Genomic DNA, 12,396 nt, shown 5'->3' with positions numbered 1-12,396 from the left:
AAAGACCTCGTCTAACTAACTTCAGAATGTTTCTGTTTCTCATCTAAAACTTCATTCATACTTCCTACACGATAGCCAAATAGATCAACAGAAACATACGTAAATCCTAGCAATTGTAATTTCTGTCCTATCCTTTCTTTACACGCAAGTAAAGCCTCTATATCTTCTGGTAAAGCTTCAATTCTTGCAACATCCCCATGATGACGTACACGTACAACACTAAACCCTAGCGACTGAATATATTGTTCTGCCTGATTGACTTGATCAATTTTTTCTTTCGTTATTACTGTTCCATAAGGTATCCGAGAAGCTAAGCTACAAGATGCTGGTTTATCCCAAACAGGGACTTCTAGTTCTTTTGCTAAGATACGAATTTCTCGCTTATAAAGGCCAGCTTCCTGAAGTATACTTCTAACGCCCGCTTCGGTTCGCGCTTTTAATCCAGGACGGAAATCATCTAAATCATCCATAATCATGCCATCCAGTACATAGTGAAAACCTTTTTGTTTCGCTAATTTATTGAGGTGATTATATAGCATTTTTTTACTGTAATACCAACTATCTGGTGAATTTGCTACGATAGAATCGTCTTCCAGTTCTTTTATTTCTGTTTCTAAAACAGGAATATTCATTTGTTTTGCTAGGTTAACTGCCCCTTTAAATTCTTCTTTACGAAATAATTCAGATGCTACAACAACTGCTAAAACATTATCAGAACCTAATTCTTGATGCGCTCTCTTTAATAAGAATGTGCTGTCCACTCCTCCAGAAAAAGCAACAAGCACACGTCTCATCTCACAAAGTGTTTCTCCTAATTTTCGGTTTTTTTCTAGCATTTTTATTCTCCTCACTCTCATTTATTCTTCTCGAACTTTGGTATTCTCCCAAACAGCTTGATAGACTTGTTTTAGTGGTACTTGGTGTTTCATAGCAATTGCTTTACATTCCTCATATTCTGGTGCACTTTGCCAAACTACTCCGTTTCTTATTCCTTGTTTTATTGTTATCTCTCCCCACTCAGTAGCTACTTTAATAAATCTCCGCGCCATACGATGGACAGTTAAAGGATAATAACGGATTCCTAGAGTAGTAGTCTCTCTCCATAAAATCTCTTTCATCTGCTCAACCTGATCACTTGCACAAAGAAGCTGTACTTGAATTCCAGGTCTGTTTTTTTTCATATAAATAGGGGTATAGTAAACGTCATTAGCACCCGCTTCAAATAGGAGTTCCATAACATAACCAAGCCATTCACTCGGTGTATCGTCTAAGTTAATCTCCATTTTCATCATTTGATCATCAACATGTTCATGATCAGGGGGATGTCTTTTCACCATTTAGCTACCTCCAAGTTTGATATTTTATTTAGCATAATCATGTGAATATGCTAAGCGATCTATCATAACCGCATTATAAGCAGCCCCAAAACCATTATCGATATTAACAACACTGATCCCAGAAGAACACGAATTTAACATCGCCAATAGCGCTGATAATCCTTGAAAATTAGCCCCATAACCGACACTAGTTGGAACGGCAAGTACCGGATGTGCCACAAGACCTCCTACAACACTAGCAAGTGCCCCTTCCATTCCTGCAACGACAACCGAAACGGTAGCCCCTTGAATTTCTTCTAAATTATCTAGTAATCGATGTAAACCCGCGACACCTACATCATATATTCGATGAACTTGACTACCTAATACCTCAGCTGTAATCGCAGCTTCTTCTGCTACTTTTAAATCAGAAGTACCAGCGCAAATAATAGCAATATAACCATCTTTTGTTTTTTTCTCTTCTTTCTCTTCTTTCCAAAATAGAATTTGTGAACATGCATCATAGACACAAGACGGAAAACGCTCTAAAATCGCTGTTGCTTTTTGTTCCGAAATACGTGTAGCTAAAACGGTATTATTTTTTTGTTTAATTGCTTCAATGATCGTACTAAGTTGTTCAATTGTTTTACCTTCTCCATAAATAATTTCTGGAAATCCTGTACGCTGTTGTCTTTGATGATCAATTTTCGCAAAACCAAGATTCTCATAAGACCCTAGCTTTTTACTTGCTTCTTTAACAGTTAACGTTCCTGCTTTTACTTGTTGTAAAATATCCTCTAGCATATTCAAGCACCTCAGTTAAACTACAATTTTAAACTCACGATAAAAGTTTTGTTAAGTCTCGATATTTTTGATAAATTTGACGATATTGTTGATGGTTTTCTCGTATTGTTTGCACCACCTTTTGTGGACCACTTTTCTCCTTAATCGCTGCAAATGATGCAACTTCTTTTATACCAAATAATGCGGTCCAAGCCGCTCCCCACGCAACACTATGATGTGTCTCAGATAGATGAATTTCTTTTCCGAATACATCAGCAAGAATTTGCACCCATTTTTCTGATTGGGTTAAGCCACCATTTGCACAAATCTGTTTTGGTACGCCTGCAACTCTTTCTAATGACTCACCGATATGATATAAATTAAAGCAAATACCTTCCAATACCGCCTTGACTAAATGTTCTTTTTTATGTCTAATTGTTAATCCAACAAAACTTCCTGTTGCATCTTGATTCCAAAACGGTGCACGTTCCCCGTTTATATATGGTAAAAAGAACAAACCATCAGCACCTGGTTTCACTCCATCTGACAATGCAATCAATTGCTGGTCGCTACCTTCAAATTCTAATAAATTTTTTAACCATTGAAGAACAATTCCACCATTGTTCGTCGGACCACCAACAATTGATGTCTCCTTTGTAAAAGCATAGGTAAAAGTCTCCTCAAACGGATCAACCTCTGTACCGTCGATAAACTGTCTAATAGCACCACTAGTCCCGACTGAGATTGCAACTTCACCAGGTAAAATCATGCCGTCACCAAGATTTGCCAACTGGCCATCAGCAGACCCAATTATAAATGGTATATCTACTCCTATTCCAAGTTCTTTAGCGATCTGGACGGAAGTTAAAACTGTATCTGGCGAAACTATTTTGGATAATTGTGCTTCTGTTATGCCCGCTAACTGTAAAGCATCACGATCCCAAGCATGTTTCTTTAGATTGTATAATCCTGTTGATGAGGCCATCGCTTCATCAATCCATCTTTCATCAAACCATTTCCATACCAGATAATCCTTGATTGTCATGAAATAGGAAGCCTCTTGATAGGCATAATACTCTGTTTCCTTCATCCAAATTAGATTCAGAAATGGAGACATTGGATGAATTGGTGTGCCCGTTTTACAATAGAACTCCTTCCCTTCATCGTTATTCAATTCCGAAGCTTGCTTACTACTTCTACTGTCAGACCAGATAATTGCGTTAGATAGTGCTTGTTTCTTCTCATCGACACAAATTAAAGAGTGCATTGCTGTTGCTAATCCAATCGCTAGTAGTTTTTCATTTCTAGAGACAACTTGCTCAATTACCTGTCGCAAAACTTGTTTTGTTTTACGCTCAATTTCTTCAGGTCCTTGCTCGGCATAACCTTGTTCAGGATAAAGTGTTGTTACCTTCTCTTCTGCTTGAAAAATGAAACCTCCATTGCAATCAAATAATACTGCTTTCGTACTCGTTGTACCAATATCTACACCAATAACAACGTTTCTTCTTTTAAACGCTTTCAATTCAACCATTATATCGTCATACTTCCAAATCCACCGTCCACGCGTAAGAATGTACCTGTTACAAATCCTGAAGCCTTATCTGAAGCTAAATAAATTGCTGCTCCTTTTAATTCTTCAGGAACACCAAAACGATTTAACGGCGTGTGATTCATAATTGAATTGACCCGATCCTCGCTTAAAATTTTACGGTTTTGCTCCGCTGGGAAAAAGCCTGGAATAATCGCGTTGACACGAATTCCATTTGCGGCAAATTCTTTCGCTAAAAATTGGGTGATGTTGTTCACACCAGCTTTAGAGGCTGAATACGTAAAGACCTTAGATAAAGGAGTCGTAGATGAAACAGATGATATATTAATGATGCTACCTTTTCTTTTTTGATTGATCATTCGTTTAGCAAATATTTGCGTTGAAAATACAAGTCCTCTTAAATTCACGTCCATAATGCTATCCCATTCATCTGGTTCTAATTCCATAAATGGTGTAGCGCTGTTTTGCCCTGGTGCATTAAGGATGATATCCCAACCTCCACTCCAATCCTCTATTTCTTCTGCCACTTGTTCGACGGTTTTTAAATCACTTACATCTGCTTGAAATGCTTTTGCATCACCACCACTTGCGATAATCTCTTTCACTATCAATTCAGCTTTCTCTAAATCCCTCCCCACTATCGCTACTTTTGCACCATGTTGAGCAAAACCTTTGGCTATTGCGCCACCTAAAACGCTATTTCCACCAATTGCAACCGCTACTTTACCACTTAAATTAAATAAATCACTCATTATACCCCTCCATTTATGGTTCATCACAGTAAATCATCTAAACTATTAAACTTCATATCCTTCAAATCAGTTAGTTTTTCTAAATTATCATGTTGTTCCACTTCATTTAATAACGCTGCAGATACTTCTATTGTTCCTATATCCAACGTATTTTTAATTCGTACAAGCTTTACTTTTGTAAAATCTAAAATATTGCACGTTTTGATCGCTGCTTGAATTGCCTGCTTATCATTTGGAAGTGTTGTTGATATATTTGTCGGTCCTACAACTGTCGACGTTAAGCCATTAGCATAAGTTGTATCCCGATCCATTTTATCTACTAGTTTTTGAGTTGTGAAATCAGCCGTACCAACACCATTGGCGTTTCCTTCAGTTTGCTTAGTCAAATCTAGTACGACCATTTTCGTTACTTCTGGTCCTCCATATGCATAAGGTGTAGGATAACGTCCCGTAATATTTGGATCCATACCATCACCACTAATGTTCTTTCCAATTTGGTCAATTACGAGTACATCAATTTTTTCAAAGAACAGTTTTGGTAACAACTGTTTCGATAATTCTTGCATACCTGCTTCTTTTTCTTCAATTTCATCTGGTTTCCAAACTTCAACCCTAGCAATTTTATCAAATGCATTTTCCACGGTTGCAACAGCAAATAGAATCGGCATACTTGCTAAGGTTAACTTTGCCATCGCTGGTACATGTTCGGCCATGTGTTTAAACCCTAGTTGATGACAGGCTTCAGCACCCTTTTGTTTACCCAAACCAATACTAATCATCTTCATAATGCCACTTTCCACTGGTCCGCGAAAGGCAGTATGAGGTTTGACTCGATTGATCACAACAATACCGTCTGCTTCTGCTGCTAGTTTGTCGATATAAACTGGTAATCCATTAGGTAACTTTCCCACTTCTATTACTTCCATCGATGAACGGATTTCAGCGTTGACGCTCTCTTGTGTTATCCCTAAATGTTCAAGTACTGCCTTTTGTCCCTCTCCAGTTGCACCGCCATGACTACCCATGCTTGGCACAATGAATGGTTTTGCTCCTAAGCTTTGTAAAAAAAGAATCGTCTCTTTCGTTAATTCAACAAGTCGATCAAGACCACGACTACCGACAGCCACCGCTATTTCCATTCCTGGTTTTATCTGCTCCTTTAATCCGTCTTGATCGAGACGACTACGTAGTTCCTCAGACAAATTATCAATTTGCTGATTTGCAAATGTTTGCTTTACTGCTGCCATTTGCGGAATTGGAATATCTTTTAGTAAGTCTTGTAAAATTCCCATTACTCCTCCACACCCCTTTCTTTTATTTACTTGCTGATCTCAAATGTTTGTTTTAAATAACTAATACTTGCTTCAATATATGGTTCTTTAGTATTCTCTAATAAAACATGAATAGCTGGTTTGGTTTTTTTTACCCAAGAGAAAATCTGGTGATAATCTAGTAGCCCTTCTCCAACAGGCACCATCTTAATTTGATTCGATTCAACTATAAAATCTTTAGCATGAATAATTACGATTCGATCTCCAAACAAATCTACTGCTGTTTGAAATAACTTTTCCTGTTGTTTATAATTATCAATCGTAATATAATTCGCAGGATCAAAGATTACTTGTAGATTATTTGAGTCAACACGGTCTACTAGTTCTTTCATTAATTCGGGAGTATGGACTGGATGATTAACACCACCTTCAATCCCAACAATAACTCCGAATTTTTCTGCTTCGTTGACGAGTTCCTTAACACTATCAACAACAGCAAGAAAAGGTTTTTCAGTGAAATTATCAGTTGTATAACCCATTTTCGCATGAACATTCCCAGTTTCCGTACCTACAACACTGCAATTAAAGTCACGTGCAAAGCGAATATGTTCTTTAAATCGCTCTAATGCTTTCCTTCTATCTTCTTGATTCGGATGGATCATATTAATGTAACAACCTAAGACAGCGATATCGATTTGTTTATTTTGAAACGATTTATTTATATGTTTTGCAAAGCCAGGATTTAAAAAACCCTTCTCAAACGAAAGTTGATTAAATGATTTTTGAAGTGCTAATTGAATTGCTGATAATCCTTTATTCGCCACTTCATTAGCTATTTCCTCTGCTGTATGATAATTAATATCATGTGCCCGTATTCCTAGATTTAATTCCATTTGATCACCTACCATTTTTGTGAGTAACTTTATTTATTGGATCCTACAATTTGATTAACATCAACTTCTCTACCGATCTCAACTAATTGTTCGGTATCAAGAAGTCCTGAAAAATCAATTAATTCCGTGTTTTTGCCAGTTAATTTGACCAATGTTTTTACCTTGTTTTTGTTTCTGAATTTTCTAATCTGGATATGATCACAATTATCTAATTGAATCAAAGGGTCATGAGCAATATTCCCTTCAAAAGATTCTAGTCTCAAGGAACTTGTGTATAAGCATGTTATCCCTTCTTGAGATGTGAGCGACATTTCTTTACAGGTTATTGCGGTTATTGGACTTTCTGGTAGCCCTTTTAAGACAATTGCTACTTTTGCAGCATAACAATTAATTTTTTCTAACCATATGTTTCGAATGATAGGTGTTTTTTCAGTAAATGGTTGTGCATCTCCAACTTGTTCACTTTCATAATACATTTGTATAATAATTGCCTCTTTAGAGATATCATGCATTTTGATATTTTGAATTACAATGCTCTCAATAATACCGCCTCGACCTCTTGCTGTTTTTATACGAACACCTTTATCTGTTCCTGAAAAAACACAATCCTTTATTTGAATATTTCGTACATCTCCTGACATCTCACTCCCAATAACAAAACCCCCATGACCATTAAAAACAGTACATTTTTCGATTAATATATCTTGACTAGGTACTGCCAACTTGCGCCCAACTTCATCTTTACCAGATTTGATACAGATAGCATCGTCACCTACATCAAATTCACATTTAGACACGATTGCATAACGACATGATTCTAAATCCAATCCATCTCCATTTTGAGCATACCAAGGATTCCTAACTTTTATATTTTTGATCTTTACATGCTCACATAACCACGGATGGATATTCCAAGCTGGTGAATTTTGAAAAGTTGGACCGTCTAATAATACTCTAGTGCATTTTCTTATACTTACAAGATTAGGTCTTAAATAGTCACGTACAGGCAAGAAATTATCAATCTTTATATTTGATCTTTTTTCCAGTTCATCAACTATCCTTGCCCCATTCTTAGCATTCTCTGTAGGCCACCAAATCTGTGCTTGTTCATCAATCACTCCTCCTGACGTAATTAATTCCTTCCATTGTAATCCTGTCATCTTCCATTTTTTAATTGGTCGCCATTGATGACCCGCCCCATCAAATATACCTTTTCCTGTGATTGCAATATCCTCAAGTCCTTCTCCATCTATTGGTGACTGACAACGGACTGTCTCCTTACCTTCAAAGCTAGACACTATTAATGGGTAATCATTAAAGTTATCTGTGAATCGTACAAGAGCACCACTTTTTACATGAAAATTTATTTTACTTTGTAACTGAATTGATCCAGTGAGCCAAATGCCCGCAGGAACAATCACCTTTCCTCCTCCAGCTTTAACACATGCATCAATTGTTTTCTTAATCACTTCTGTATTATCAAAAATTCCGTTTCCAATTGCACCAAATTCCGTTATATCAAATTGTTTACTAGGTATATCTGGACTATTAACTGAAAAAGTCGGTAGTTGTTGTTTATCCCACGTTTTTTTCAAGTAATGACATAATGGAAGTTGTTGCTGTTTAATAGCCTCTATAACTAATTTAGCAATTTCCTTTGCACCTTCTCTAGAAAAGTGGGTATTATCCTTTTCTCCATCAGGATAATATTCATATTGATTTGGTTCTATCCACATGAATAATTTTTTTGACTTTTCGTCACCAATTTTCTCAAGTAGTTCCGTACTTGATCTGGTTATATCAAGTAAAGGAACGTCTAATTCTTCTGCTAGTTCTCTAATAGCGATAGCATATTGATCATGCGAATCTAGTACTGTACCATCAGCATAAAAGTTTCTTCTTTGTACTGGTGTTAACAAGATTGGATTCGCTTGACGTTTCCAAGCAACTTCAACAAATTTAGTTAAATTCTGTTTATACGTTGTTTGTGGTTCTGTATATCGCTCACTATTTGCTTTTGCATCATTATGACCAAATTGAATAAATAGATAATCTCCTGCTCTAAGTTGCCCATCAATCTTATCTAGACGTTCCTCATCAATAAACGTCCTCGTAGATCGTCCTGAAGCTCCATCGTTAATAACCATTACGTCATCATTAAAATAGTCCTGAAAAACTTGGCCCCATCCAGTTCTCGGATATCTTTCTACTGGATAATAAGACATCGTCGAGTCACCAGCTAAAAATACGTTCATTTTTTCACGCCCTCCCTTACCTCTACTCGCTCAATTTCTCTAAAACCGTAATAGCCTGCTTTGCATAATCACTATATATTGGTATAAGTGCTACAAGCTCATGGCTACTGTACTCGCTTGCACTTATAGTTATGCCGTATACATGTTCTTCTTCAGTTTTTGGATTTGTTGCTATATATGTTTGGCTATCTGTAACGATATCATCGAGCTCAACCAAACCTTCAGGATCTAATACAGCAGGTGAAATCATATCTGCTTCCACTAGAATAACGTCTCCATTATGAGTTGCAATCTCTGAAATTAGTCGTTCATAGACAGGTGAATAGACTTCTAGATCGATTGATTGACTTAGACTATCATCAAGTTGTCCTTGAACCGTTGTGCGTAATTTTTCTACTTCCGTCTCTTCGATATCTGTAAAAAACAGTAAATCCACTTGTTCCTCATTATCACCACAGCCTGCCAATAGGAAGCTAAAAGCTATAAGTATTGTCCATCGTTTAAAAATCTGCATCATCTTCAACCTGCCCTTCTTTAGAAATCCTTAGTTAAATATTACTACTCAACTTTCGTGTCGCAAAACAGGCCTTCAAGTCATGGTAATACTATAAAGTCTCACAATCCAAAGTTGAGATTGACTTGTTGCTCCTTTTGTAATTATTATTACGTTTCATCTTACGAAATTAAAGAAATCCGTTGTAGTCATTCTTTCTTACCCGCTCCTCAAATGAAATTGACTCCCTTTCCGCAGGCACGGCTTCAGCTAACTCGGAAGCAGGCTTATTTTGAAACTGTCAAGTAACATAAGAGATGTAATTAAAACTTAAATAAAGTAGTCAACGCTTCACATTTTTTTTCTGATGAGAAAGTTGGAATATTAGACAGCATCATGTTGATCTATTTGAACACTAGCAAGAATAAAAGCACCTACACCATGAAGATCATTAACGCTCGTCTCTCTATTAATATAGTAATCATATTCTCCAATAGACGTTCCAATGCAAATACCATGCAGCTGAAATCCATCGCTTTCATCTAAACTCACCTTATGTTTCAAAATACCTTCATAACCGATTTTTGCACTTTTAAAATATTTTTCACTAATATAGCCTTTGTTAACAGCCTTGGCTATCGCATAAACAAATAAGCTGGAGCATGAACTCTCAAGCCAGTTATCCTCTCGTTCTCCTTTATCTATTATCTGATACCATAAACCCGTTTCTTTATCCTGATAATGTAGTAAACGGTCTATTAATTGTTGCACTACTACACGTAACTCCTCTTTTTTTGGATGTCCTTCTTCCAAAAGTTCAATAAAGTTAACTAACACCATACTATACCAACCGAGCGCACGTCCCCATATTTCAGGAGCATGGCCCTTAGTTGTTGCCCACGACATTTCTTTACTTTCATCATAACCATGAAAATACAATCCTGTTTTTTCATCCATTGTATGCTCTCTCATCAATTTTTCCACATGCATGATTAAATCAATTAATTCAGGTTCCCGAAACATTTGGCCATATTGAATAGCGAATGGACCAGCCATATATAAGCCATCGAGCCACATTTGGTATGGATATTTGTCTTTGTGCCAAAATCCACCTTGTTTCGTTCGATTCAATGTCTTCAATAAGCTTCTTAGCTTTAGAGCGGCTAATTGGTAGCGTTTATCACCGGTTTCTTGGTACAAAGGTAGTAATAGTAACCCAGGTTGAATTGCATCTAATTCACCCCGTGCAAAAAGAAAATTCCCTTGTTCATCAACTAACTTATCCACGTATTCTTTTACATAATCAAAATAGATTTTGTTTTTTGTTTGCAAAAATACATCATACATACCACAAAGAAAAACCCCTTGGTGATAATGCCAACGATTTTTAGGTGGAAGGAAGTTTGGTTCATATCGATCCATTAAACTACGACAAGCTGTTTCTGCCCAACCCAATCCTGTTTTCCCTTGATATTCCTTCATTTCTCTGCCTCCTTACAAGTTGTTTTTCACTCTGTGCCTTTGTATTCGAACCAATCAAAATCAGCATAATTACTACTTGTATTTCCATTACTACTGGCATATAAGCCAATATACGCTCCAACAAATCCTCCCGCTTTATCCGTACTAAGAATTGTTCCATCTAGATCAGTTGCTAGTGCTCTCCACTCATCTACTATTGTTCCATAATAAAAACTATATGCTTGACCATATGCTTCTACCTTTAGATACAGTTTTTTTAGATCATCTAGTTCCTGACAAGCAATTAATTCATCCTTACCAGCTTCTCGACGTACGAGTTGAATATATTGTTTATTATCTTTTAAAATTCGCTCCATACGAAACTGGAAACCCTCATTTTGTAGCAATACTAATCCCGCTGATTCACTAGGGTCTTCTGGCTTGAATTCCATTACTGTACTCGCATAAAAACTAATATCTTGTTGACGTCGTCCAACAAAAGCTGGATTACTAGCTTCCATTATTGTTTCCTTCTTTGGCTTTAACCTTAGAAAACCAGGTCGTTCCGTCAATGACCAGAAATCTCCTCTTGGTGTTCGCAAAAAGTTCCATCGTAAATCAAGCACTTCTTTCTCAAATGGGTCACAAGCAGGCAACGATGGCCACTTGTGTTCTGATAAATTCGGAAATGCCATTTCAGATTCAATCATTCCTTTTCCAGGATTAACTACTGGCCAACCGTTTTCCCACTTAAATGGAACAAGGAAGGTTTCTCTACCAAGGTTTCGGTAACCACCATATGGACGTGAAGCAAGACAAACCATCCACCAATCGCCTGTTTGGGTTTGAACGATATCTGCATGACCAACATTAGCGATCTCATGATCCCTTCCAAGGTGACGGTGAGTTAAAATTGGATTTGTCTCGGTTGACTCATATGGTCCTGTTATATTTTCACTACGTGCGATCGTTACTGCATGTGTAAAACCAGTTCCACCTTCCGCTATCAGCAAATAATAGTAATTATCAATCTTATATAGATGTGGTGCTTCTTGCGCATGCGCATATTTCAATGCACCTTCCCATAAAGCAAAAGTTGGACCAACTAGTTTTCTCTGCTCTAGGTCAAGCTCTTGCAACCATATTTGATTATGTTTCGGATATTCACTGCCGTTAGGTGGGCGACGATTACCGGTATAATATACTTTTCCGTCATCATCAAAAAGCAAAGACGGATCTATTCCTGGAGCATCGACTAACCAGTTTGGATCAGACCAAGGACCTGCTGGATCTGTTGCAGTAACATAAAAATTTTTCCTTGCACCAGTTTGACTAACTACAAAAGTCGTAATCATATAAAAAATACCATCGTCGTATCGAATCGTTGGTGCATAAATACCTTTAGAATATGGCGTTTCATCAAGGTTCAGTTGGGAAGGTCTGTCTAAAACATGGCCAATCTGTTTCCAATGAACTAAATCTTTACTATGAAAGATTGGAACTCCTGGGAAGTACTCGAATGTTGATGTCACCAAGTAGTAGTCATCGTTAACAAGACAAATTGATGGATCTGGGTAAAAGCCTGCAATTATTGGGTTTTTAAACGTTTTCATTTATTTC

11 protein-coding genes are annotated in these 12,396 nt (G+C 37.0%); all 11 read right to left on the bottom strand.

Annotated elements, in window-relative coordinates; genetic code table 11:
* Nucleotides 1–11: 11 nt before the first annotated feature.
* The 11 genes from larE to D2K62_RS11400 all read right to left on the bottom strand — a co-directional run bounded on the left by larE (nt 12) and on the right by D2K62_RS11400 (nt 12,389).
* Nucleotides 12–836 carry an ATP-dependent sacrificial sulfur transferase LarE gene (gene larE, locus D2K62_RS11450; protein ID WP_232828010.1) on the bottom strand — a complete coding sequence of 275 codons (825 nt, stop codon included), beginning with the start codon at nt 834–836 and terminating at the stop codon, nt 12–14.
* Nucleotides 837–857: 21 nt separating this feature from the next.
* Nucleotides 858–1,337, bottom strand: a complete 480-nt coding sequence (gene larC2, locus D2K62_RS11445) for a nickel pincer cofactor biosynthesis protein LarC2 (protein WP_117161495.1) — start codon at nt 1,335–1,337, stop codon at nt 858–860.
* 24 nt (nt 1,338–1,361) lie between these two features.
* A complete protein-coding gene (gene larB / locus D2K62_RS11440) occupies nt 1,362–2,120 on the bottom strand; it encodes a nickel pincer cofactor biosynthesis protein LarB (protein ID WP_117161494.1) in 759 nt (252 codons plus the stop codon).
* A 34-nt stretch (nt 2,121–2,154) separates the two neighbouring features.
* Nucleotides 2,155–3,633 (bottom strand): gluconokinase, encoded by a 1,479-nt coding sequence (locus D2K62_RS11435; RefSeq protein ID WP_117161493.1) that lies wholly within the window; start codon nt 3,631–3,633, stop codon nt 2,155–2,157.
* The gene (locus D2K62_RS11430) at nt 3,633–4,403 is read right to left on the bottom strand and encodes an SDR family oxidoreductase (RefSeq protein ID WP_117161492.1); all 771 of its coding nucleotides are present in this window, start codon (nt 4,401–4,403) and stop codon (nt 3,633–3,635) included. The genes D2K62_RS11435 and D2K62_RS11430 overlap by 1 nt, the downstream gene beginning before the upstream one ends.
* A gap of 23 nt (nt 4,404–4,426) precedes the next feature.
* Nucleotides 4,427–5,695: a nickel pincer cofactor-dependent isomerase, group 22 gene (locus D2K62_RS11425; protein ID WP_112179992.1), complete on the bottom strand. Its 1,269-nt coding sequence runs from the start codon at nt 5,693–5,695 to the stop codon at nt 4,427–4,429.
* A 26-nt stretch (nt 5,696–5,721) separates the two neighbouring features.
* Nucleotides 5,722–6,567 (bottom strand): sugar phosphate isomerase/epimerase family protein, encoded by an 846-nt coding sequence (locus D2K62_RS11420; RefSeq protein WP_112182649.1) that lies wholly within the window; start codon nt 6,565–6,567, stop codon nt 5,722–5,724.
* Nucleotides 6,568–6,596: 29 nt separating this feature from the next.
* Nucleotides 6,597–8,822 (bottom strand): glycosyl hydrolase family 28 protein, encoded by a 2,226-nt coding sequence (locus D2K62_RS11415; RefSeq protein ID WP_117149264.1) that lies wholly within the window; start codon nt 8,820–8,822, stop codon nt 6,597–6,599.
* 22 nt (nt 8,823–8,844) lie between these two features.
* Nucleotides 8,845–9,339, bottom strand: coding sequence for a hypothetical protein (locus D2K62_RS11410; protein ID WP_112179990.1), 495 nt, complete (start codon nt 9,337–9,339; stop codon nt 8,845–8,847).
* A 360-nt stretch (nt 9,340–9,699) separates the two neighbouring features.
* Nucleotides 9,700–10,797, bottom strand: a complete 1,098-nt coding sequence (locus tag D2K62_RS11405) for a glycoside hydrolase family 88/105 protein (protein ID WP_117161491.1) — start codon at nt 10,795–10,797, stop codon at nt 9,700–9,702.
* 26 nt (nt 10,798–10,823) lie between these two features.
* The gene (locus D2K62_RS11400) at nt 10,824–12,389 is read right to left on the bottom strand and encodes a glycoside hydrolase family 43 protein (protein ID WP_112179988.1); all 1,566 of its coding nucleotides are present in this window, start codon (nt 12,387–12,389) and stop codon (nt 10,824–10,826) included.
* Nucleotides 12,390–12,396 lie beyond the last annotated feature (7 nt).

It is taken from the genome of Paraliobacillus sp. X-1268 (assembly GCF_003426095.1).
Classification (GTDB): domain Bacteria; phylum Bacillota; class Bacilli; order Bacillales; family Amphibacillaceae; genus Paraliobacillus_A; species Paraliobacillus_A zengyii.
Note: the sequence above shows the minus strand (reverse complement) of the source record. Positions and strands in the feature narration are given on the sequence as shown.

What these genes read in the sequence shown, in the direction of transcription:
- larB (WP_117161494.1), bottom strand. Translation starts at nt 2,120, where the DNA reads ATGCTAGAGGATATTTTACAACAAGTAAAAGCAGGAACGTTAACTGTT.
- D2K62_RS11405 (WP_117161491.1), bottom strand. Translation starts at nt 10,797, where the DNA reads ATGAAGGAATATCAAGGGAAAACAGGATTGGGTTGGGCAGAAACAGCT.
- D2K62_RS11415 (WP_117149264.1), bottom strand. Translation starts at nt 8,822, where the DNA reads ATGAACGTATTTTTAGCTGGTGACTCGACGATGTCTTATTATCCAGTA.
- D2K62_RS11430 (WP_117161492.1), bottom strand. Translation starts at nt 4,403, where the DNA reads ATGAGTGATTTATTTAATTTAAGTGGTAAAGTAGCGGTTGCAATTGGT.
- larE (WP_232828010.1), bottom strand. Translation starts at nt 836, where the DNA reads ATGCTAGAAAAAAACCGAAAATTAGGAGAAACACTTTGTGAGATGAGA.
- D2K62_RS11435 (WP_117161493.1), bottom strand. Translation starts at nt 3,633, where the DNA reads ATGGTTGAATTGAAAGCGTTTAAAAGAAGAAACGTTGTTATTGGTGTA.
- D2K62_RS11410 (WP_112179990.1), bottom strand. Translation starts at nt 9,339, where the DNA reads ATGATGCAGATTTTTAAACGATGGACAATACTTATAGCTTTTAGCTTC.
- D2K62_RS11420 (WP_112182649.1), bottom strand. Translation starts at nt 6,567, where the DNA reads ATGGAATTAAATCTAGGAATACGGGCACATGATATTAATTATCATACA.
- D2K62_RS11400 (WP_112179988.1), bottom strand. Translation starts at nt 12,389, where the DNA reads ATGAAAACGTTTAAAAACCCAATAATTGCAGGCTTTTACCCAGATCCA.
- D2K62_RS11425 (WP_112179992.1), bottom strand. Translation starts at nt 5,695, where the DNA reads ATGGGAATTTTACAAGACTTACTAAAAGATATTCCAATTCCGCAAATG.
- larC2 (WP_117161495.1), bottom strand. Translation starts at nt 1,337, where the DNA reads ATGGTGAAAAGACATCCCCCTGATCATGAACATGTTGATGATCAAATG.